Origin of the sequence: Thermomonas haemolytica, assembly GCF_004346265.1 — a bacterium.
In the GTDB taxonomy this organism is placed as follows: Bacteria; Pseudomonadota; Gammaproteobacteria; order Xanthomonadales; family Xanthomonadaceae; genus Thermomonas; species Thermomonas haemolytica.
In genome coordinates this window covers 94,711-116,757 of sequence record NZ_SMAP01000009.1, presented here as the reverse complement: position 1 = coordinate 116,757, position 22,047 = coordinate 94,711, and the positions used below count along the sequence as shown (strand labels likewise).

General features: G+C 71.0%; 19 protein-coding genes. 10 read left to right on the top strand and 9 right to left on the bottom strand.

Going from position 1 to position 22,047, the window contains the following annotated elements:
- On the top strand, positions 1–239 hold a 239-nt coding region (locus EDC34_RS12315), incomplete at its 5' end, for a hypothetical protein (RefSeq protein WP_207899935.1).
- Positions 240–244: 5 nt separating this feature from the next.
- Here EDC34_RS12315 and EDC34_RS10785 read toward each other — a convergent pair.
- Together EDC34_RS10785 and EDC34_RS10780 are read right to left on the bottom strand one after the other, a co-directional pair.
- Positions 245–1,165, bottom strand: a complete 921-nt coding sequence (locus EDC34_RS10785) for a 5'-nucleotidase, lipoprotein e(P4) family (RefSeq protein WP_114960795.1) — start codon at positions 1,163–1,165, stop codon at positions 245–247.
- A gap of 239 nt (positions 1,166–1,404) precedes the next feature.
- On the bottom strand, positions 1,405–3,414 hold the full coding sequence (locus tag EDC34_RS10780; RefSeq protein WP_114960794.1) for a UvrD-helicase domain-containing protein: 2,010 nt from the start codon (positions 3,412–3,414) through the stop codon (positions 1,405–1,407).
- A 62-nt stretch (positions 3,415–3,476) separates the two neighbouring features.
- On the opposite strand from EDC34_RS10780, the gene EDC34_RS10775 reads away from it, so the two are divergent.
- Complete coding sequence (locus EDC34_RS10775) at positions 3,477–4,097, top strand: thymidine kinase (protein ID WP_114960793.1); 621 nt, start codon at positions 3,477–3,479, stop codon at positions 4,095–4,097.
- A gap of 30 nt (positions 4,098–4,127) precedes the next feature.
- Here EDC34_RS10775 and EDC34_RS12485 read toward each other — a convergent pair whose 3' ends face one another.
- From EDC34_RS12485 to mutM, 3 genes are all read right to left on the bottom strand, one after another.
- Positions 4,128–6,929, bottom strand: a complete 2,802-nt coding sequence (locus EDC34_RS12485; RefSeq protein WP_114960792.1) for a serine/threonine-protein kinase — start codon at positions 6,927–6,929, stop codon at positions 4,128–4,130.
- A gap of 27 nt (positions 6,930–6,956) precedes the next feature.
- Positions 6,957–7,538 (bottom strand): ECF-type sigma factor, encoded by a 582-nt coding sequence (locus EDC34_RS10765; protein WP_114960791.1) that lies wholly within the window; start codon positions 7,536–7,538, stop codon positions 6,957–6,959.
- A gap of 110 nt (positions 7,539–7,648) precedes the next feature.
- Positions 7,649–8,461 carry a bifunctional DNA-formamidopyrimidine glycosylase/DNA-(apurinic or apyrimidinic site) lyase gene (gene mutM / locus EDC34_RS10760; RefSeq protein WP_114960790.1) on the bottom strand — a complete coding sequence of 271 codons (813 nt, stop codon included), beginning with the start codon at positions 8,459–8,461 and terminating at the stop codon, positions 7,649–7,651.
- Positions 8,462–8,526: 65 nt separating this feature from the next.
- On the opposite strand from mutM, the gene EDC34_RS10755 reads away from it, so the two are divergent.
- The 4 genes from EDC34_RS10755 to EDC34_RS10740 all read left to right on the top strand — a co-directional run bounded on the left by EDC34_RS10755 (position 8,527) and on the right by EDC34_RS10740 (position 11,117).
- A complete protein-coding gene (locus tag EDC34_RS10755; protein ID WP_132982887.1) occupies positions 8,527–9,045 on the top strand; it encodes a TlpA family protein disulfide reductase in 519 nt (172 codons plus the stop codon).
- A gap of 77 nt (positions 9,046–9,122) precedes the next feature.
- A complete protein-coding gene (locus EDC34_RS10750) occupies positions 9,123–10,325 on the top strand; it encodes a DesA family fatty acid desaturase (protein WP_114960788.1) in 1,203 nt (400 codons plus the stop codon).
- Positions 10,325–10,657 (top strand): EF-hand domain-containing protein, encoded by a 333-nt coding sequence (locus EDC34_RS10745; protein ID WP_114960787.1) that lies wholly within the window; start codon positions 10,325–10,327, stop codon positions 10,655–10,657. The genes EDC34_RS10750 and EDC34_RS10745 overlap by 1 nt, the downstream gene beginning before the upstream one ends.
- 247 nt (positions 10,658–10,904) lie before the next feature.
- Entirely contained in the window at positions 10,905–11,117 is a 213-nt protein-coding gene (locus tag EDC34_RS10740) for a cold-shock protein (RefSeq protein WP_114960786.1), read from the top strand.
- A gap of 147 nt (positions 11,118–11,264) precedes the next feature.
- Here EDC34_RS10740 and EDC34_RS10735 read toward each other — a convergent pair whose 3' ends face one another.
- On the bottom strand, positions 11,265–13,391 hold the full coding sequence (locus EDC34_RS10735; protein ID WP_114960785.1) for a M13 family metallopeptidase: 2,127 nt from the start codon (positions 13,389–13,391) through the stop codon (positions 11,265–11,267).
- 200 nt (positions 13,392–13,591) lie between these two features.
- Here EDC34_RS10735 and acs point away from each other — a divergent pair, with 200 nt between their 5' ends.
- Positions 13,592–15,532, top strand: a complete 1,941-nt coding sequence (gene acs, locus EDC34_RS10730; protein ID WP_114960784.1) for an acetate--CoA ligase — start codon at positions 13,592–13,594, stop codon at positions 15,530–15,532.
- Here acs and EDC34_RS10725 read toward each other — a convergent pair.
- Positions 15,529–16,308: an SDR family oxidoreductase gene (locus EDC34_RS10725; protein ID WP_114960783.1), complete on the bottom strand. Its 780-nt coding sequence runs from the start codon at positions 16,306–16,308 to the stop codon at positions 15,529–15,531. The two genes, acs and EDC34_RS10725, sit on opposite strands and share 4 nt — an antisense overlap.
- Positions 16,309–16,368: 60 nt before the next feature.
- On the opposite strand from EDC34_RS10725, the gene EDC34_RS10720 reads away from it, so the two are divergent.
- Together EDC34_RS10720 and EDC34_RS10715 are read left to right on the top strand one after the other, a co-directional pair.
- Entirely contained in the window at positions 16,369–16,599 is a 231-nt protein-coding gene (locus tag EDC34_RS10720) for a hypothetical protein (protein ID WP_114960782.1), read from the top strand.
- 310 nt (positions 16,600–16,909) lie between these two features.
- Entirely contained in the window at positions 16,910–17,212 is a 303-nt protein-coding gene (locus tag EDC34_RS10715; protein WP_114960781.1) for a hypothetical protein, read from the top strand.
- Between the two features lie 182 nt (positions 17,213–17,394).
- On the opposite strand, the gene sppA is transcribed toward EDC34_RS10715, so the two are convergent.
- Both sppA and EDC34_RS10705 read right to left on the bottom strand, forming a co-directional pair.
- Positions 17,395–19,296, bottom strand: a complete 1,902-nt coding sequence (gene sppA / locus EDC34_RS10710) for a signal peptide peptidase SppA (RefSeq protein WP_114960780.1) — start codon at positions 19,294–19,296, stop codon at positions 17,395–17,397.
- Between the two features lie 73 nt (positions 19,297–19,369).
- Positions 19,370–20,755 carry an MATE family efflux transporter gene (locus EDC34_RS10705; RefSeq protein WP_114960779.1) on the bottom strand — a complete coding sequence of 462 codons (1,386 nt, stop codon included), beginning with the start codon at positions 20,753–20,755 and terminating at the stop codon, positions 19,370–19,372.
- 62 nt (positions 20,756–20,817) lie between these two features.
- Here EDC34_RS10705 and EDC34_RS10700 point away from each other — a divergent pair, with 62 nt between their 5' ends.
- Positions 20,818–22,038, top strand: coding sequence for a DUF3667 domain-containing protein (locus EDC34_RS10700; RefSeq protein WP_114960778.1), 1,221 nt, complete (start codon positions 20,818–20,820; stop codon positions 22,036–22,038).
- Positions 22,039–22,047: the final 9 nt, after the last annotated feature.

Below are 22,047 nucleotides of genomic sequence, written 5' to 3'. Positions count from 1 at the left end.
GGCGAAGACCTGAAACCCTTGATCTACAAGCTTCTCAAGCAGACGTCGATCCAGGAACTCAAGCCAACTTTGGTCCGGAAAGGCTAGGAATTACCCAAGAAAAAGGAGGCCCTGGGCCTCCTTCAAATCCGGCGAAGCCGGAGGACAGCAGTTGTGGCGGGGTTCCGGGCAGTCCCGGATGGGACGAGCCTAGCGCCCCGCAAAATTCATTTCAAGCATCAAAAATGACGGATAACTGATTGATTCAGTACTCGATCTTCAGCGCATCCTGCTTGGCCTTGCGGCGCACGTCGGCCGGCTGGGTCCAGTCGTTGTTGAAGATCGCCGGCTCCCAGCTGCCGTAGCTCGGGTTGGGCAGCATGAACCAGCGCTGGCCGAACCAGTCCCGGTACTGCTTGAACAGCGCGGCGCGGCCTTCCGGGGTGTTGCTGAGGATCTGCACGAAATCGCCCAGCTGGTCGCCGACCTGCAGCAGGATGCGGTAGCTGCGGCTGGCCAGGCGGCGCCGGCAATCCTTCTCGGTGCCGTTCTGCTCGCAGCCCGGCACGAAGGTGCCCAGCCCCATGAACACGCTGGCGTCCTTGATCGGGAAGCCCTCCGACTTCAGGTTTTCGAGGGTGTCGGCGTCCAGGTCCACCGCGCGGTTGGAGATGTAGAGCACGGTGATGCCGCGTGCGGCCGCGGCCTGGGCGAAGGCCACCGCGCCGGGGATCGCGCGCGCCTTGCGCTCATGCACCCAGTCGGCCCAGCCGGCTTCGTCGTATTCGCCGCCGCTGCGCACCAGGCGCGCCTGGTAGGGCGAGTTGTCGAGCACGGTCTCGTCCACGTCCACGATCACCGCGGGCGGCAGGGCGGCGGCCGGCTTCTCGCGTTCCTCCGGCACCAGCGCATCCCAGGTCTTGTCCTTCAGGGCCTGGTCCAGGCGCGCCTCGGCCGCGCGGTACACGGTCTGGGTGACGGCCGCGTATTCCACCGTCTGTTGCATCCACACCGTGGCGTTGAGGTTGTCGTTGGGCAGCGCGGCGGGCGCGGGCGTGGAAGCAGGCGCGGCCGCTGCGACCGGCGCCGGCGCGACGACGGGGGGCTGCGCGGCCTGCGGCACGCTCTGGCAGGCGGACAGCGCCAGCGCGGCGGCCAGCACGGAAACAGCGAAGGGGGAACGCATGGCGGACTCCGGAAAGACGAATGCGGCCGATTGTACGGCCGGAAAATGACCGCCGTGTTTGGGAGCCTCTGATCAATTCAGAGGTTCCCGCCGGCCATGGATGGCCGGCCACGCATCAATCACGCAAGTGATTGATGCGTGTGAGCCGAGTCCGGACCTGTGCCGGACTCGGCGCGGGCTGACAACGCCTGGATGGCGTTGTTCAGACCATCCTTTGCGGGCACCCGGCCGCGGCCGGGTCAGTCCGCCAGCAGGGCCTGGATGTCGGCGAAGCTGGCGCGGCGGCGCTCGGCCCGCTGCGCGGCCTCGGCCTCGGGGTCGGCGCCATCGCGCTGCAGCTCCCCGGCTGGCAGCTCGCCGAGAAAGCGGCTGGGGCGGAGCCGCAGCTTGTCGCCCCAGCGCTGGGCTTCCTTCGCGTACGACAGCCACAGCCGTTCCTTGGCGCGGGTGATGCCGACGTAGAACAGGCGGCGCTCCTCGTCGATGCGGCCTTCCTCGAGGCTGGCCTCGTGCGGCAGGTTGCCGTCCTCCAGCCCGACGATGAACACGAAGCGGAATTCCAGGCCCTTGGAGGCGTGCATCGACATCAGCCGCACCTGGTTGCCGGCCTCGCCCTTGTCGGCGTGCGAGAGCAGCGCCAGCGCGGCGGCCAGTTCGCCGGGCCCACTGGTCTTCGGGCCGTCGAACCAGTCGGCCAGCTCGTCGAGGTTGCGCCGGCGCATCTTGAACTGCGCTTCGTCCTTGCAACTCGCGCGCAGCGCGGCGAGCAGGCCGGAGCGTTCGTTGAGCCTGCGCACCAGCTCGGCCGGCGGCAGCGCGCGGGCGTCCGCGCGCAGGCCCTGCACGATCGCCGAAAAGCCCTGCAGGGCGTTGGCCGCGCGCGCCGGCAGCTGCTGCGCCACCGCCATGGACTCGGCGGCGCGGGCCAGCGGCAGGTGCTTCTGGTGGGCCAGCTCACCCAGTTTCGCCAGGGTGCCGGCGCCGACGCCACGGTTGGGCGACTGCACCGCGCGCAGGAAGGCGGCGTCGTCGTCGGGGTTGGCCAGCAGGCGCAGCCAGGCCAGCGCATCCTTCACTTCGCCGCGGTCGAGGAAGGCGGTGCCGCCGCTGAGGTGGTAGGGGATGCGCAGCAGCTGCAGCGCCTTCTCCAGCGCGCGGCTCTGGTGGTTGCCGCGGAACAGGATGCAGAACTCGCCCCACGGCAGGCTGCCGTCGGCGGCGGCATGCTGCTTGGCGATGAACTGGATCTCCGCCGCCACCTTCTCGGCCTCGTGCGCGGCATCGCGGCATTCCCACACGCGGATGCGCTCGCCGTCGGCGGCCTCGCTCCACAGCGTCTTGGGATGCGCGTGCGGGTTGTGGGCGATCAGCGCGTTGGCGGCGCGCAGCACCCGGTTGGAGCAGCGGTAGTTCTGCTCCAGCTTGATGATTTTCAGCGCCGGGTAGTCGCTGCCCAGCGCCAGCAGGTTGTCCGGGTTGGCGCCGCGCCAGGCGTAGATGCTCTGGTCGTCGTCGCCCACGCAGGTGAACTGGCCCGCCTCGCCGGCGATCGCCTTGAGCAGGCGGTATTGCGCGTCGTTGGTGTCCTGCGCCTCGTCCACCAGCAGGTAGCCGATGCGCTCGCGCCAGCCCATCCGCGCCTCTTCGTCGTTCTCCAGCAGCTGCACCGGCAGCCGGATCAGGTCGTCGAAATCCACCGCGTTGAACGCGGCCAGCCGCTGCTGGTAGCGCGCGTACAGCGCCGCGGCCTCGCGCTCGCGGGTGCTGCGCGCGGCCTCCGCCGCCTGCTCCGGCGACAGCCCGGCGTTCTTGGCGCGGCTGATCAGCTGCTGCATCGCCGCCACCGCGTCGGGCTTGCTGCCGGGCGGCAGCAGGTCCTTGACCTGCGAAGCGGAATCGTCGGCGTCGAAGATCGAGAAGCCGCGGCGCAGGCCCAGCTTGGCGTGGTCGGTCTGCACGATCTTGAGCCCCAGCGCGTGGAAGGTGGATACCGTCAATTCCTGTGCGGTCTCGCCCTTCAGGCGCTTGCCGACGCGCTCGCGCATCTCGCGCGCGGACTTGTTGGTAAAGGTGATCGCCGCGATCCGCCGCGCCGGGTAGCGCCCGCTCTGCACCAGGTGCGCGATCTTCTCCACGATCACCCGGGTCTTGCCGCTGCCGGCGCCGGCCAGCACCAGCAGCGGGCCATCGACGTGCAGGACCGCGGCGCGCTGCGGGGGGTTGAGGCCGTGGAGGGGATCGCGTGACATCGGTGCCATTGTCGAAGCACGGCGCGGCGCATGCCAGCCTTGTGCGCCGGTAGAATCCGTGCATGGCGAAGCTCTACTTCTACTACTCCGCGATGAACGCGGGGAAGACCACCACCCTGCTGCAGTCGGCCTACAACTACCGCGAGCGCGGGATGCGGGTGGCCATCCTCACCCCGAAGCTGGATTTCCGCGCCGGCAGCGGCACCGTGGCCTCGCGGATCGGGCTGCAGGCCGACGGCATCGCGTTCGGCCGCGACGACGACCTGCAGCGCATCGTGGAAGCAGACATCGCCGCGCGCGGCGCGCTGCACTGCGTGCTGGTGGACGAGGCCCAGTTCCTCACCAAGGCGCAGGTGTGGCAATTGTCCGAAGTGGTGGATGCGCTGCGCATCCCGGTGCTGTGCTACGGCCTTCGCACCGACTTCCGCGGCGAGCTGTTCGAGGGCAGCCAGTACCTGCTGGCCTGGGCCGACGAGCTGCAGGAGATCAAGACCATCTGCCACAGCGGCAGCAAGGCGACCATGACCGTGCGCGTGGACGCCGCCGGGCGCGCGCTGCAGGACGGGCCGCAGGTGGAGATCGGCGGCAACGAGCGCTACGTCTCGGTGTCGCGCAAGGAGTTCAAGAAGGTGATGCGCGGCGAAGGCAGTATCGAGCCGCTGCAGGCGCCGCTGCCGCTGTAGCGCGCGGTTGATCGTTCGCGTCGCCTGCTTTTAGCCTGCGGCCGGCGCGCCGCAGCGCGCGCGCAGCTGCTGCACCTCGCGCGGCAGCGCGCCGCCTTCGGGCAGCGCCAGTTGCATGTCGGTCAGGGTGGCATCCAGCGCCAGTCGCGCCTGCCGTGGCTGCTGCGCGCAGCCCAGCGCGGCCGCGTAGGCGCGCGCCAGCCACGCGGCCTTGCGCTGTTCCAGGCTGTCGCCATGGGCCTGCGCCAGCCGCTGCAGGCGCAGCACCGCGCCCTGGTCGCCTTGCAGCGCGCGCGCGCGCGCCAGCGCGATCTCGGCACGACGGGTATGGGAATGGTCGGGGCCGAAGCCGGCGCGGGTGGCGCGCACCGCCGCCTCCAGCATCGCCAGTGCGGCGCCGTGCTCGCCGCGCGCCCACAGGATCTCGCCAAGCAGGCGCTGGCTGTCGCCCACCAGGCCAGGCTGATGGCCGGTCTGGCGCAGGCGCAGCGCCTCGCGCGCGGGTGCCAGCGCTTCGTCGTCGCGGCCGGCGCCGTGCAGGATCAGGGCCTGGTTGAACAGCCCGCTGGCCAGCAGGCCGGTATTGCCGGACTGCCGCCACCCCGCCACGGCCTGCTGCTGCAACCTCAGTGCGCGTGCGATGTCGCCGCGCTCCCAGGCGGTGATCGCCAGGCTGTTGTAGGCGCGCGCCAGGTCCGGATGGTTCGGGTCCAGGCGCGCGCGCAGCCAGGCGGTGGCGTCGAGGAAGATGGTCTCGGCCTCCGACAATCGGCCGAGGTCGAGGTACAGCGCCGCCAGCTGGCGGTTGGCGTCGATGGTGGCGCGGTGGTTGTCGCCATGCAGCGCCTGCGCCAGCCCCAGCGCGGCGCGGCAGTCGCCCACGGCGGCATCGAGATCGTCCAGGGTGCGCTCGACCGCGCAGGCCGTGCGCAGCATCTCGATCGCCTGCGGATGCTGCGGGCCAGCGGCCTTCTGCAGCCGCGCCAGGCCCTGGCGCAGGGTGGCCAGGGCGGTGGCCGGGCGGCCGCTATCGGCTTGCAGCTGGGCCTGGTTGAGAGTGGTCTCGGCGACGCCCGCATCGTCACCCTCCCGCTGGCGCAGCGCCAGCGCACGCGCGAACAGGTGCTGCGCGGTGGCGTCCTCGCCCAGCGCGTGGCGGCAGCGGCCGAGCTGGTTGAAGAAGGCCGCCGCCGGCAGCGGCAGATGCTGCTCTTCCTGCCGTGCCAACGTCTCCTGCGGCTGCATGAAGGCGACGCAGGCCGCCGGATTGCCCAGCTGCTGGCGGGTGTTGCCGCGCAGGGTGGCGGCTTCCAGGCGCAGGCTGGCCGGAGCCTCGGGCAGCACCGCCAGCAGCCGCGCCTGGCGCTGCAGCAGGTCATCCGCCTCGCGGTAATCGCCCAGCCCCAGCCGCAGCCGCGCCACCACCCCGTACAGCTCGGCGCGCGCCTGCGGCTGCCGCGCCAGGCTGCGCTCGCCGCGCAGGATGCCCATGTCCAGCAGGCTGCGCAGGTCGATCGGGGTATTGGCCGAGGTGCCGGCGTCCTGGAACAGTTCCGCCACGAACCGCTGCATCGCCTGCGCGCGCGCGGCTTCGCGCAGCGCGCGCTGGGCCTGCCAGGCCACCACGCCCAGCGCGGCGAGCAGCACCAGCAGCACGCTGGCGGTGGCGCTGATCGCCCAGCGGTGGCGGTGCAGGTACTTGCGCAGGCGGTAGCCCATGCGCTGGCCGCGCGCCGAGACCGGGCGTCCGCGCAGGTGGCACAGCAGGTCCTGCGACAGCGCCTCGGCCGAGACGTAGCGGTGCTCCGGCCGCTTCGCCAGCGCCTTCAGCACGATGTTGTCGAGGTCCCCGGCCAGCGCGTGCGCCAGCCGCGCCGGGGTGTAGGGGCGGGTGGCCTCGGGGTCGGCCTGGGCCGCGGCCTGCGAGGGCCTGACCGGCTCGCCGTCGAGGATCGCCTCCTCCCATTCCGCATCGGTCTGGCGCTTGAGCCGGTAGGGCTTGCTGCCGGTCAGCAGCTCGTACAGCACCACGCCGAGCGAATACACGTCGGTCATGGTAGTGACCGGCTCGCCGCGGATCTGCTCCGGCGCGGCATAGTGCAGGGTGAAGGCGCGCACGCCGGTGCGGGTCTGCTCCACCGGCAGCGGGTGCACGTCGAGCAGCTTGGCGATCCCGAAATCCAGCAGGCGCACGTGCCCGGCCGGGGTCACCAGGATGTTGGAGGGCTTCAGGTCGCGGTGCACGATGAGGTTGGCGTGCGCGTGGCTGACCGCCTCGCACACCTGGCGGAACAGGTCCAGGCGCGCGGCGAGGTCGAGCTGGCGCGACTGGCACCAGCTGGTGATCGGCTCGCCTTCGACGTATTCCAGCGCCAGGTAGGGCTGCCCGTTCTGGTCGATCCCGGCGTCCAGCAGGCGCGCGATGAACGGATGCGCGAAGCGCGCCAGGATCTCGCGCTCGCGGTCGAAGCGCTGGCGCAGGCGCGGATCGGCCAGGCCCGGGCGCAGCAGCTTGAGCGCGACCTTGCGCTCGTACAGCCCGTCCGCGCGCGCCGCCAGCCACACCTGGCCCATGCCGCCTTCGCCCAGCAGCCGTTCCAGCCGGTACGGGCCCAGCCGCGCGCCGGGGATCGCCCCGGCCGGCAGCTGCAGCGGTGGTGAATCCAGAAAGCCGGCGTCCCCGGCCTCCAGCGCCAGCAGCCGCTGCAGCTCGTCCGCCAGCGCCGGGTCTTCCGCGCGCAGCACGGCGAGGTGTTCGGTGCGCGCGTCCGGCGGCATGTCCAGCAGGGCATCGAGCAGCGGGGAAATCCGTTGCCAATGCAGTGCGTCCATGGCGGGGCCGCCTGCCCGACCTTGCGGTCAGGCCGGGGGCGTCTCCTGCAGCGCGGCCAGCAGGAACATCCGCGCCTTCTGCCAGTCGCGGCGCACGCTGCGCTCGGAGCGCTGCAGCAGGGCCGCGATCTCCAGCTCCGACAGCCCCGCGAAATAGCGCAGTTCCACCACCTGGGTCAGGCGCGGATCCACCGCCGTCAGGCGTTGCAGTGCGGCGTCCAGGGCCAGCATGTCTTCGTCCACCCGCAGCCCGCCCTCGATTTCCTCCGGCAGATCGGTGACCCGGTGCAGGTCGCCGCCACGCTTCTGGGCCATGCGCTGGCGCGCGTAATCCACGATCACCGAGCGCATCGCCGAGGCGGCGTAGGCGAAGAAGTGGCCGCGGTCGTCGAAGCGGGCGCTGCCGCTGCCGCGCCCGACCAGCTTCAGATAGGCCTCGTGCACCAGCGCGGTGGCGTCCAGGGTGTGGCCGTGGTGCTGGCCGGCCAGCTGGCGCCGGGCCATGCCGTGCAGTTCCTGGTACAGCGTGGCGAGCACGCGGTCCATCGCCGCGCGGTCGCCATCGCGCGCGGCATCCAGCAGGACGGTGATGTCGCCGGCTTGGGTCATCGTCGGTTGTATGAACAGAGGGTGTCGGGGGACGCCGGCACTATAGCGAATGGCAGGCGTGCGCGGCGCGCCGCGCTCCTCGCGCACGCCGCCACCGCGTCCCGGCGTGCTTACCGCTGGCAGTGCGCGCACCAGGCGGTGGTGCGCTGGCCGATGGCGGCCTGGCGCAGCGGGCGGCCGCAGCGCGGGCAGGGCAGTCCGCCGCGGCCGTAGGCCCGCAGCTCCTGCTCGAAATAGCCGGGGGCGCCGTCGGGACTGAGGAAGTCGCGCAGGGTGGTGCCGCCGCGCGTGATCGCGTGGCTCAGGATCGCCTTCACTTCCCGCGCCAGTGCGGCGTAGCGCGCGCGCGACACCTTGCCGGCCGCGCGCAGGGGCGAGATGCCGGCCAGGAACAGCGCCTCGGTGGCGTAGATGTTGCCGACCCCGACCACCACCGCCTGGTCCATCAGGAAGGCCTTGACCGGGGCGCTGCGGCCGCGGCTGCGCGCGAACAGGTAGTCGCCGTCGAAGGCGTCCTCCAGCGGCTCCGGGCCGAGCCCGGCCAGCAGCGGGTGGGTTTCGCCTGGCGCCTGCCACAGCAGGCAGCCGAACCGGCGCGGATCGTTGAAGCGCAGCACCTGGCCGGAGTCCAGCGCGAGGTCCACGTGGTCGTGCGCGCGCACCGGGGTATCGGCGGGTAGCACCCGCAGGCTGCCGGACATGCCCAGGTGCAGCAGCGCGCTGCCGGCGGCGGTGTCCAGCAGCAGGTACTTGGCGCGCCGGCGGATGGCCGCGATCCGCTGCCCCGGCAGCAGGGCCTCGATCTCGGGCGGGATCGGCCAGCGCAGGTCGGCGCGGCGCAGGCGCACGTGCTCGACCGTGCGTCCGGCCACGTGCGGCAGTAGCCCGCGGCGGGTGGTCTCGACTTCGGGGAGTTCGGGCATGGGGGCATTCTCGCAATGATTGGGTATAGTGCCGCCGGAATCGGCTGGATCGGGGAGGATCCACGGTGCGACACGCGTTCATTGCCCTGCTGCTTTTGATGGTTTGCGGCCTGGCGTATGCCGCCGGGCCCGAGGTGGGACAGCCTGCGCCGGCCGCGCTGGGCAAGGCCCGCGATGGAACGCCGGTCAGCCTTGAACAGTTCCGCGGACGAATCGTCGTGGTCACCTTCTGGGCGTCCTGGTGCACCTACTGCCTCAAGGAGCTGCCGGTGCTGGATTCGCTGCAGCGGCACGCCGAAGACCTGCTGCAGGTGGTGGCGGTGAACGTGAAGGACACTCCCGAGGACTACCGGGTGATGATGCGGCAGATGAAGGGCTACCGGCTGCTGCAGGCCCGCGATAGCGATGGCCGCATCGCCGATCGCTATGCCGTCACCGGCTATCCCAGCCTGTGGATCATCGATCGCGAAGGCCGGATCGCCGCCAACCACCGTGGGTATGGCGAGGACTCGCTGGACGAGATCATCGCGGAAATCAACGCGCTCCTGCGCAGCAACGGCACGATCGCGGTGAACCCGGGCTGACGCGCGGCCGGGGAGAGTCGGCGCCGCCGTGGCATCATGCGCTGGCGCATCCGCGCCCATGTCCCCCGAGCCATCCGATGTCCACGTCCCTGATCGATTTCCTCGCCGGCGGCCTGCTCCAGCTGGGCTGGTGGGAAATGCTGCTGTATCTGCTCATCGCCACCCAGGTCACCATCTTCACCGTCACCCTGTACCTGCACCGCAGCCAGGCCCACCGCGCGGTGGACTTCCATCCGGTGGTGACGCATTTCTTCCGGTTCTGGTCGTGGCTGACCACCTCGATGATCACCAGGGAGTGGGCGGCGATCCACCGCAAGCACCACGCCAAGTGCGAGACCGAGGACGACCCGCACAGCCCCATGCACAAGGGCATCGGCACCGTGTTCTGGCGCGGCGCCGACCTCTACCGCGCCGCGCGGCTGAACCGCGAGGACATCGAGCAGTACGGCAAGGGCTGCCCGGACGACTGGATCGAGCATCATCTCTACACGCGCTTCGCCAATGCCGGCGTGGTCCTGCTGCTGGCCGTGAGTTTCGTCCTGTTCGGCTTCAAGGGCGTGGCCGCGTGGGCGATCCAGATGGCGTGGATCCCGTTCTGGGCGGCCGGCGTCATCAACGGCCTCGGCCACTGGTGGGGCTACCGCAACTTCGAGACCACCGACACCGCCACCAACCTCACGCCGTGGGCGGTGTGGGTGGGTGGCGAGGAGCTGCACAACAACCACCACGCATTCCCGTCGAGCGCGAAGTTCGCGCTGCGCCGGTTCGAGTTCGACATCGGCTGGGCCGCGATCCGGCTGCTGTCCGCGCTGCGCCTGGCGCGGGTGTTGCGGGTGGCGCCCACGTTGCGCCTGCGCCCGAACATCCACATGCCCGACGCGGAAACGTTGAAGGCGCTGCTGGCACACCGCTTCCAGGCCATGACCGACTACCAGCGCAACGTGCTGGCGCCCGCGCTGCGCGAGGAAGCCGCGGCGGCGGGCGCGAAGCTGCGCGCGCTGCTGCCGCGCAAGCTGCGCAAGGGGATCGCCGACGACGGCCGCTGGCTGAAGCCGGACGCGCGCGCGCAGCTGCAGGCCTGGGTGGAGGCGCGCCCGCGCATCCGCGGCCTGCTCGAACAGCGCCGGCGCCTGGCCGACGTGCTGGAAAGCCGCGGCCACGATGCCGCCGAACGCCTGCGCCGGCTGCAGGCCTGGTGCGCCGAGGCCGAGGCCAGCGGCGTGCGCGCGCTGCAGGAGTACGCCGCGCGCCTGCGCGGCTACGCCCTGGTCCAGGCGTGATGCGGCGCGCCGCTGCGCTGCTGGCCGCCCTGCTGCCGCTGGCGGCGGATGCGCAGCAGGTCCGCGGCGCTGGCGATTACCTGGCGCGCATGGATGCCGATGGCGACGGCCGGGTGTCGCTGGACGAATACCTGACCTGGATGGGCTACGCCTTCGATCGCATGGACCGCAACCGCGACGGCGTGCTGCAGGCGGACGAGCTGCCGGGCGGCAAGGGCCGGGCGCTCACCCGCGCGGCGCATCGCGCGCAGTTGGCCGAACGCTTCCATCGCCAGGACGCCAACCACGACGGCTATCTCGACGCCCGTGAACTGGCCGCGCCGCCGCGCTGAGCCGTCGTTTGCGGGCGTTTCCGCGCCTCCGGCGCACGCGGTTGCCTGAACGGCGTCCGTGCGCCGGTTTGCTTTCCGGCCCGGATGCCCCTACCGTGGCCGGGCTGAATGACAAGGGTCACCTTGAATCGTGGCCTGATGTTGCAGTCGCTCGTTCCTCTGCATCGTTGCACCCGCTTCTCAATTCTCCTTGGCGCCAGCGTTCCCGCCGCACCCGCGGCTTCATCCGTTACAAGGAGCAATTGCGATGTCCAATACCGAAACCGGTACCGTGAAGTGGTTCAACGATGCCAAGGGCTTTGGCTTCATCACCCAGGATGGCGGTGGCGACGACCTGTTCGTCCACTTCCGCTCGATCGAAACCTCGGGCTTCAAGTCCCTGCAGGAAGGCCAGAAGGTCTCCTACGTGGCCGTGAAGGGCCAGAAGGGCATGCAGGCCGAGCAGGTCCGACCGCTCTGAGCCACGCCCACGCGTGACCCGGAACGCCCGGCCCCGTGCCGGGCGTTTTCGTTTGCGGGTGAATACGTCGCGGTGCGCGCGCCGGCCCCGGACAGCCGGACGCCGGCGCGAGGCCGGCGTCCGGGGAACCGCAGCGGGCGTGGCCGCTTACCAGATCTTCACCCGCGCCTCCGGGGCCAGGTACAGCTTCTGGCCGTCCTTCACGTCGAAGGTCGGGTACCAGCCGTCCAGGTTGCGCACGGTCAGCGCGCGCCACGGGCCGGGCGCGTGCTCGTTGCCGACCACCTGCGCGCGCAGGGCGGGATCGCGCATCTTGGTGCGCCAGGCCTGGGCGAAGGCGATGAAGAAGCGCTGGTCGCCGGTGAGGCCATTGATCACCGGCGCCGGCTTGCCGCCCAGCGACTTGTGGTAGGCCGCCAGCGCCGCCTGCAGGCCGGCCACGTCGGCGATGTTCTCGCCCAGCGTCTGCTGGCCGTTGATGTGCAGGCCCGGCAGCACCTCGTAGGCGTCGTACTGCTTGACCAGCTTCTCGGTGGCGGCCTTGAAGTGGGCCGCGTCCTCCGGCGTCCACCAGTTGTGCAGGCGGCCCTGGGCGTCGAACTCGGCGCCGAGGTTGTCGAAGCCGTGGCTGATCTCGTGGCCGATCACCGCGCCGATCGCGCCGTAGTTCGCGGCGGCGTCCGCGTGCGGGTCGAAGAACGGCGCCTCCAGGATCGCGGCCGGGAAGTTCATCGCGTTCTGCAGCGGCAGGTTCACCGCGTTCACCGTCTGCGGGGTCATCCACCACTCGCCGCGGTCCGGGGTCTGGCCCAGCTTGGCCAGCTGGTGGCGGTATTCGGCAAGCTGGGCGCGCTGGGCGTTGCCGAGGGCGTCGTCCGCCTTCACTTCCAGCGAGGAATAGTCGCGCCAATGGTCGGGGTAGCCGACCATCACCCGCATGCTCTCGGCCTTCTGCTTGGCCTCGGCCTTGGTCTGCGGGCTCATCCAGGCGAGCTGGTCCACGCCGTCGCGGAACGCGGCCAGGATGTTGGCCACCATCGCCTCCACCTGCGCCTTGGAGCTGGCCGGGAAGTACTGCTTCACGTACAGCTGGCCGATGGCGTCGCCGAGCGCGTCGTTGGTGGCGGCCAGCGCGCGCTTCCAGCGGTCGCGCTGCTGGGTGGTACCGGACAGCTGGGTGCCGTAGAAGCCGAAGCGCAGGTCGGCGTAGGCCTTGGGCAGCAGCGAGGCGTTGTGGCTGATCGCATGGAAGCGCAGGTAGTCCTTCCACACCGGCAGCGGCGCGCTGGCGACCAGCGCCGACAGCTTCTTCACCGCCTCCGGCTGCCACGCCACCAGGGTCGGCTGCGCGGACAGCTGCGCGGCCTCGAGGAAGGCCGGCCAGTCGATGCCCGGCGCGCGCTTGCCGAGCTCGGCGGTGGGCCAGGGGTTGTTGGCCTTGTGGATGTCCTGGGTGTCCACCACGCTGGCCTGCGCCTTGGCGATCTGCAGCTCCAGGCCGAAGATCGCCTCCGCCTGCTTCTTCGCCTCGGCTTCCGGCGTGCCCGCCTGCTTCAGCAGGGCCGCGATGTAGGCCTTGTAGGCCTGCCGGTTCCTGGCCATCGCCGGATCGGAGGAGAGGTAGTACTCGCGGTCGGGCATGCCCAGGCCACCCTGCAGCAGGTAGCCGACGTTCTTGCTGGGGTCGTCGAGGCCGGCGGCCACGAACAGGCCGAACAGGTTCTCGGTGTAGTAGTTGGTGGCGTTGATCGGGTCCACGTCGGCGCGCAGGGTGCTTCCGAGGTAGGCCGAGAGCGCCTTGCGGTCGTTGATCTGGGCGATCGCGTCCAGGGTCGGCTGCAGCGGCGCCAGGCCGCGGCCCTCGATGCCGGCCTCGTCCATGTAGGCGGCGTAGTAGTCGGCGATCTTGCGCTCGTTGCTGCCGGCGGCCGGGTCCTGCTTCTGCAGGCCCTGCACGAGGTCGGCCAGGCGCTTCTCGGCCTTCTCGAACACGGTGTAGAACACGCCGGTGCTGCTGCGGTCGGCGGGGATCTCGGCGGTCTTCTGCCAGGTGCCGTTGGCGTAGGCGTAGAAGTCGTCGCCCGGCGCCACCGAGGTGTCCATGCCGGCGAGGTCGATGCCGATCGACGGGCTCGCGGCCGGGGTGGCCGCGGCCTGCGGCGTGGCGGCGGCCTTGGGGGCCTCGGCGGGTTTGCAGGCGGCCAGGGTCAGGCCGGCGACGGCGCACAGGGTGGCGATCGCCAGCGGGGTACGGCGGAGGGAAACGGAGGGCATGGGGCGGCTCGTGGGTGTGGAAACCGGCCTATCCTGCGCCGGCGAATGTTGCGATCCAGTGCAGGAAGTCAGCCCATCGCGGCGAGGCGGCCGCGGTTGCACGCGGTTTAACATTCGCCCAACCCCGCGGGCCGCCGCCTGCGGCACACTCGAAACCCCCGCGCGGGTGGCCGCGCATGCGCCTGCAGGAGAACGGAAGGATGAGCGACGTGTACCCGGTGGATGCCGCATTCGCGGCCCAGGCCAATACCACCCGCGAGGCGCTGGCGCGCGCCGAGGCGCAGGCCGGGCAGGAACCGGACGCGTTCTGGGCCGGGGTGGCGCGGCGGCTGGACTGGTACCGCTTCCCCACCGTCATCAAGGACGTCAGCTTCGACCTCAAGGACTTCCGCATCCGCTGGTATGCCGACGGCGAGCTCAATGCCAGCGTGAACTGCCTGGACCGCCACCTCGACACGCACGGCGACAAGGTCGCGCTGATCTGCGAGCCGGACGACCCGGCCGCGCCCGTGCGCCGCCTCACCTACCGCGAACTGCACGCGCGCGTGTGCCAGCTGGGCAATGCCTTGCGCAACCTCGGCGTGGGCAAGGGCGACCGGGTGACGATCTACCTGCCGATGATCCCGGAAGCGGTGGTGGCCATGCTCGCCTGCGCGCGCATCGGCGCGGTGCATTCGGTGGTGTTCGGTGGCTTCGCCCCGCAGTCGATCGCCGACCGCATCGCCGACTGCGCCAGCAAGCTCATCATCACCGCCGACGAGGGCCTGCGCGGCGGCCGCAAGGTGCCGCTGAAGGCGAACGTGGACGAGGCGTTGAAGCTGCCCGGCACCAATTCCGTGGAGACCGTGCTGGTGGTCCGCCACACCGGGGCCGCGGTGCCGATGCAGATGCCGCGCGACCGCTGGTTCGATGCGGTCGTCGATATCCAGCCGCGTACCTGCGAGCCGGAACGCATGAATGCCGAGGACCCGCTGTTCATCCTCTACACCTCCGGCAGCACCGGCAAGCCGAAGGGCGTGCTGCACACCACCGGCGGCTACCTTGCGTGGGCCAGCCATACCCACGCGCTGGTGTTCGACATCAAGCCGGACGATGTGTACTGGTGCACCGCCGACGTCGGCTGGGTCACCGGCCACAGCTACATCGTGTACGGCCCGCTGGCCAACGCCTGCACCCAGGTGCTGTTCGAGGGCGTGCCGAACCATCCGGATGTCTCGCGCTTCTGGCAGGTGGTGGACCGCCACCGCGTCAGCGTGTTCTACACCGCGCCCACCGCGATCCGCGCCCTGATGCGCGAGGGCGAGGCGCCGGTGAAGCGCACCTCGCGCGCCTCGCTGCGCCTGCTGGGCAGCGTGGGCGAACCGATCAACCCCGAGGCCTGGCGCTGGTATTACGAGGTGGTGGGCGAGGGCCGCTGCCCGATCGTGGACACCTGGTGGCAGACCGAGACCGGCGGCATCCTGATTTCGCCGATTCCCGGCGTCACGGCGCTCAAGCCCGGCTCGGCCACCCGTCCGCTGCCCGGCATCCGCGCCGCGCTGGTGGATGCCAACGGCGTGCAGCTGGACGGCGCCTGCGAGGGCAATCTCGTCCTGCTGGATTCCTGGCCGGGGCAGATGCGCACGGTGTACGGCGACCACCAGCGCTTCATCGACACCTACTTCAAGACCTATCCGGGCACCTATTTCACCGGCGACGGCTGCCGCCGCGACGCCGACGGCGATTACTGGATCACCGGGCGGGTGGACGACGTGATCAACGTCTCCGGCCACCGCATCGGCACCGCCGAGGTGGAAAGCGCGCTGGTGGCGCACCCGAAGGTGGCCGAGGCCGCGGTGGTGGGCTTCCCGCACGACATCAAAGGCCAGGGCATCTATGCCTACGTCACCCTGGTGGCGGGCGAGCAGGAAAGCGAGGCCCTGCGCGCCGAGCTGGTGGCCTGGGTGCGCCACGAAATCGGCCCGATCGCCACCCCCGACGCGATCCAGTTCGCCCCGGCCCTGCCCAAGACCCGCAGCGGCAAGATCATGCGCCGCATCCTGCGCAAGATCGCCGAGAACGCCCCCGAGCAGCTGGGCGACACCAGCACCCTGGCCGACCCGTCGGTGGTGGATGCGCTGGTGCGCGCCCGCCCGGCTTAGAACCCGTAGCGCAAAAAGCCGCCGTCCACCGCGATGCATTCGCCGGTGATGTAGCTGGCCGCCGGCAGGCACAGGAAGGCCACCGCCGCCGCCACTTCCTCGGGTTCGCCAATGCGCCCCAGCGGGGTGCGCAGCAGCACCTCGTCCAGGTAGTCGGGATCGGCCAGCTTGCCGCTGGTGCGGCGGGTGCGGATGTACCACGGCGCCACTGCGTTCACCCGGATGCCGTCCTCCGCCCATTCGACCGCGAGGTTCTTGGTCATCTGGTGCAGCGCCGCCTTGCTCATGCCATAGGGCGCGCCGCTGCGCACGTGGGTGAGGCCGGATACGCTGCCGATATTCACGATGCTTGATGCCGCGTGCTTGGACAGCAGCGGGTGCGCCAGCCGGCACAGCTCGAAGGCGGAGAACAGGTTGGTCTCGAAGATCCCGCGCCACTGGTCCTCGCCGTAGTCCAGCGCGGGGCGGGTGAGGTTGCCGCCGGCGTTGTTGACCAGCAGGTGCAACCCGCCCTGGTCGGCGGCCCAGTCGATGATCTCGGCGCGCTGTTCGTCGTCGGTGACGTCGGCCGGCAGTGCCAGCACCGCGTCCTCGGGGCCGGGGAACTCGTCCTCCAGCTCGGCGCGCGCCTGCTCCAGCAGTTCGGCATCGCGCGCCACCATCAGCACCTGCGCGCCCAGGCCCAGCAGTTCGCGGCAGATGGCCAGGCCAATGCCGGCGCTGGCGCCGGTCACCAGCGCGCGTTGCCCGTGCAGGCTCCAGCGAGGCGAATGCATCGATGCTCTCCGTTGCGACGACCGGCGTAGGATAGGCCAAGCCCGCCGCCGGAGACCGCCATGTCGCGCGCCCTGTCGTTGCCGTTCGTCCTCGCCGTGTTGCTTGCGGCCTGTTCGGAACCGACCCCGCCCGATCCCGAGCGCCCGCCGGTGCCGAAGGCGGCGGCCGCGCCGCCCTCGCCGATCACCGCCACCGCCAATGCCTACAAGGACGCCGCGCGCGACGCGGTGCAGGCGACCCAGGCGCAGGCCGCGGAACAGGCGCGCGCCGCGGAGCAGGCGGCGCAGTGAAAATGCGTTGCGCGCGCATACAACCGCTTGACCGTTCGCATCACGGTGTCAGCAGGGCCGCGGCGGCGGTATGCCGCGGGCTATCCTTCAAATTTCTCGCGCGCTTCTGTTCCTGCCGATAACGATAAGGATTCCCGGCCTGCCGGAACGGCCCGCCGTCCGCCTGCATTGCGCGTTGCGCCGCAACCGACAATCAGGCTGGGATCCTCGTGCCGCTATACTGGCTGCAAGCCGAGCGTGGCTTGTCGCAAACCCGAATTGGCGCACCGGCATCGTGCCGGCGGCGAACACCTATGGAGCGACAAACGCCATGAACACCACTCCGAACATCTCCTACGGCATCTCCTACGACCTTTCCTGCCCCGAGGCCGCCGCCTGGGCACAGGCCGTCCAGGCCCGCAGCGAGGCCGGCATCCTCATCCCGCTGTTCTCGGACGAGGCGATCCTCGACCCGACCAGCGACCCGCTCATCGGCGGCATCGTCGAGGACCTGCATCCCGAGGATCGGGCGGCCTACTACGCCCTGCCCACCATCGACGAGCGTCGCGCCTTCCTCTGCACCCTCCCCGAACGGATCAGCGCACGGATCGCCAACGAAAACGCCCCGGCCTGAGCCGGGGCGATGGGGGCAAGTCAAACCCAAAACTGCGCGAAGACAGGGGGCGCATCGCAGGGCGATCAAGCGGCTTCGTCCCTGGCTTCATCAGCGGCCTCTTCTTCGAGTCCCAGCAGAGGATGGATTTTCTGCTGCCGCACCATGCCGGGGCGCGTCTGTAGAAGGGGGTGCAGGAGGGCTTACCGCGGTTCGCAGAAGCAGTAGGCCAGCGCCGTCACCCGCGCCGGGCCGCGGCGCTCCAGCGCGGTCTGCACGAAACGCAGCGGGGCGGCCTGCTGCAGGGCATGCAGGCGGCTGGCCAGCAGCAGGTCGCCGGCGCCGCTGGTGCGCAGCAGGGCCAGCCCGGCGCGGCTCTGCATGAAATCGCCCAGCCAGTCCGAGAACGAGGTCGTACTCGGTTCCACGTAGCGCACCTGCCAGCGTTCGCGCGCACCCAGCTTGGCGCGCGCGGCGGCATCGGCGATGGCCTCGTCGAGCCCGCCGAAGGCGTCCACCAGCCCGCGCTCCTTGGCCTGCGCGCCGCTCCACACCCGGCCCTGCGCGACCGCGTCGATCTGCTCGATGGGCTTGCCGCGGGCCTTGGCCACCTTGCCGGTGAAGTCGCGGTAGCCCTTGTCGATCACCGCCTGCACGGTGGCGGCCACGCCCGGGTCGAGCGGGCGGGTGATGTCGAACGCGCCGGCATAGCGCGCGGTGCCGACGCCGTCGGTGTGCACGCCGATCTTGCCGAGCGTGCGGTCGATGGTGGGGAACAGGCCGAAGATGCCGATCGAGCCGGTGATGGTGGAGGGGTCGGCGTAGATGCGGTCGGCATCCATGCTGATCCAGTAGCCGCCGGAGGCGGCCACGTCGCCCATCGATACCACCACCGGCTTGCCCGCATCCTTCAGCGCGGCCACTTCGCGGCGGATCTGCTCGGAGGCGAACACCTCGCCGCCGGGCGAGCTGACCCGCAGCACCACCGCCTTCACGTCGTCGTCGTCGCGCGCCTGCCGCAGCAGGGCCGAGGTGGAGTCGCCGCCGATCTTGCCGGGCGGCAGGTTGCCGCCGGCGATCTCGCCCTCGGCCACCACCACCGCCACCTGCGGGCGGGTGTCGGCCTGCGGCAGCGCGCCGTCGAGGTGCTGCAGGTAGGTGTCCAGCCCGACCTGGCGAAAGCCGCCGTCGGCGTCGGCATCGGCCACGCCGCGTTCCGCCAGCAGGTCATCCACTTCGTCGCGGGTCTTCAGCGCGGTCACCAGCTTCTGCTGCAGGGCCAGCTGCGCCAGGTCGCCGCGGGCGGCCACCACCTGTTCCGGCAGGGTGTCGGCGTAGCGCTGCAGCAGCGCCGGGTCGATTCCGCGCGCGCGGCCGATCATGCTCAGCAGGCGCTGCCACACGTCGCCCATCCAGTACAGGTCGGCTTCCTTGGCGGCCGGCGAGGCGGCATCCAGCACATAGGGTTCGGCGGCGGACTTGTAGGTGCCGACCTTGAACAGGTGCATGTCCACGCCGAGCTTGTCTTGCAGCGCCTCGCGGTAGTACTGGCGGTAGGCGGCCAGGCCGTCCAGCATCACTCCGCTGGAGGACATCGGGTCGAGGTAGATTTCATTGGCCTGCGCGGCCAGCAGGTACTGCCCTTGCGAATAGCCGTCGCCATAGGCGATGACCTGCTTGCCGGCGGCGCGGATCGCGGCCAGCTTGGCGGCGATCGCGTTCAGCGAGGCGAACCCGGACGGCTGCAGCTCGTCCAGCGATACCGCCACCCGCTCGATCCGCGCATCCGTGCGCGCGGCGTCCAGCGCGCGCAGCGCGTCGCGCAGGCGCACCTCGCGGCAATCGTTGCTGCGGGTGGCGCGCGCCAGCCCGCGACTGAAGGCATCGCAGCTGTACTGCTCCACCAGCCGTCCCTGCGGCGCGAACACCAGGGTGGTGCGCGATTGCAGCGGGGCCAGCCGGCCGCTGCCCAGCATCGCCAGCAGCAATATCAGCAAGACCAAAAGGAACAATGCGTTCAGGATCAGCCGGCGGGTGAAATCGAGGGCCTGCCAGCTGCCGACGATCAGGCGGGCGATGGGGCCGCGGCGGCGCGATTCGGTCATGGTGTTGCTCCGTGGGGGACATGCCGCGTGCGCGCGGCATGGAAAGGGATGCTAGCGGGGCGGGCGCGGGGAATCATCCGGCATCGGTCACCCTGACCGACGGCGCAGGCGGGGGAATGGGGATGCGCTGGCTGCTGCGCAGGAAGCGCCGCAGCAGCAGCACGGCGGCCACGCTCAGGCCGGCGGTCAGGCCCAGCCACATGCCGGGTGCGCCCCAGCCCAGCGCCAGCCCCAGCCCGGCGCCCACCGGCATGCCGATGCCCCAGTAGGCCAGCGTCGCCAGCCACATCGGAATCCGGGTGTCCTTCAACCCGCGCAGGGCGCCGGCGGAGACCACCTGGATGCCGTCCGGGAACTGGAACAGCGCCGCGTACAGCAGCAGGCTGCCGGCCAGCGCCACCACCGCGGGGTCGGCGCTGTACAGCCCGGCGATGGCGGTGTGCCCCAGCAGCATCAGCAGCGCCGAGCAGGCCTGGGTGGCCAGCGCCAGCGCGAACCCGGCGAACGCGGCGCGGCGCACGCCCTCGCGGTCGCCGCGGCCGAGCGCGTGGCCCACCCGCACGGTGGTGGCCTCGGCCAGCCCGAACGGGACCATGAAGCACAGCGAGGCCACGTTCAGCGCGATCTGGTGCGCGGCGGCAGGCACTTCGCCCAGACGCCCGATCAGCAGCGCGGTGGCCGCGAACAGCCCGCCCTCCATGGTCACCGTCACCCCGATCGGCAGCCCGGTGCGCAGCAGGCCGGCGATCACCGCCCAGCGTGGCGGCTCCCAGTGCGCGAACAGGGCGAGGTCGGCGAACCGGCGCGCGCGGTGCAGGTACAGCGCCAGCGCCAGCGCCTGCAGCCAGAACATCAGCGCCGAGGCGATGCCCACGCCCGCGGCGCCCAGCGCCGGCAGGCCCAGCAGGCCATTGGTCAGCACGTAGCCCACCGGCGCCAGCAGCAGCAACCCGCCGAACCCCACCACCATGGTCGGCAGCGACCAGTGCAGGCCATCGCTGAGGTAGCGCAGGGTCAGGTACAGGGTGAAGCCGGGGATGCCCCAGCGGATCGCGTGCAGGAAGGCGGTCGCGCCGGGCACGATGTCGGGCGCGATGCCCATCGGCCGCAGCGCCAGCGGCAGCAGCGAGAGCAGCGCAAGCAGCAGCACCCCCAGCAGTGCCGCCAGCCACAGCGCCTGGCGGAACAGCGGGCCGATCTCCGTGCGGCGGCCGCCGCCGTCCAGCTGCGACACCGACGGTGGCAGCGCCATCAGCGTGCCCATCGGCGCCAGCATCGGCAGCCAGAACAGGGCCGCGCCCACCGCCACCGCGGCCAGGGTGGCGGTGCCGTGGTGGCCGGCGACCACGGTGTCGATCAGGCCCACCAGCCCGTGCGAAAGATGCCCGGCCGCCAGCGGCGCGGCCAGGCGCGCGGTCAGGGCCGCATCGTGGCGGAGGCGGGAGAACGTGGAAGGCATGGGGGGCGAGGTCTGGCGGTGCGCACTGGCGCGTGCGCCGCGCGGCCTGCCATTCTACCGGCATGACCGCCTCCGACGATCCCGCGCCCGCCGCGGCGCCCGCGCCGCCGTCCTGCCGCAACTGCGGGGTCGCCCTGCTGGGCCCGCACTGTCACGCCTGCGGGCAGCCGGTGAAAGGCCTGATGCGGCCGCTGGGCAGCGTGTTCGGCGACCTGCTCGACAGCGTGTTCGATTTCGATGCGCGCATCCTGCGCACCCTGCGCCCGCTGTTCACCCGCCCCGGCTTCCTCACCCTGGAATACCTGGCCGGACGCCAGGTGCGCTACGTCACCCCGTTCCGGCTGTTCTTCTTCCTCGCGGTGCTGGCGTTCTTCGTGGCGCGCCTGACGGTGCAGGTGAACACCACCACCACCGGACTGGACGCCGCCGACCCGATCCTGCAGGCCACCAGCGTGCAGGAGGTGGAGCGCCTGCGCGATGCGCGCTTGCAGGAACTGGAGGCGGCGCGCAAGCAGATGCAGGGCACGCCGGCCGCGCTCGGCATGGCCGGGATCGCCACCGCCGAGCAGGCGGTGCGCGAGGCCGCCAGCGCGCGCATCCGCAAACTGCAGCGCGCCGCACCCGCCGCGCCTGCGTCGGGCACCGGGGCAGGCACGGATGCCGGCACCGGGGCTGCCCCGCAGGCGACGCCCGCCGCGCCGCCGGCGGCTTCCGGCGACGGTGGGCTGATGATCAACGGCGAGCGCTGGGATGCCGCGCAGCATCCCATCGCGATCGGCTGGCTGCCGGGCTTCGCCAACCACTGGCTCAACGAACAGGCCCATCGCGCCAGCGACAACATCGCGCGCCTCAAGAACGATCCCGGCGCGTTCAAGGACGCGGTGCTCAGCGCCATCCCGTCCACCCTGTTCGTGCTGGTGCCGGTGTTCGCCTTGCTGCTGAAGCTGGCCTATCTGTTCCAGCGCCGGCTGTACATGGAGCACCTGATCGTGGCCCTGCACAGCCACGCCTTCCTGTGCCTGTCGCTGCTGCTGATGCTGCTGGCGCACGTCCCGGCCGAGACCTTCGCGCCCGAGGGCAGCTGGCTCAACGGCGTGTTCGACTGGATCGAAGGCCTGCTGCTGCTGTGGATGCCGGTGTACCTGCTGCTGATGCAGAAGCGGGTGTACGCGCAGGGCTGGCCGATGACGCTGCTGAAGTTCGGCGTGCTGGGCGGCGTGTATTCGGTGCTGCTGGCCTGCGCCGTCTCCGCCGCGGCGATGATCGGGCTGGTGTCGATGTAGGCCGGCGAC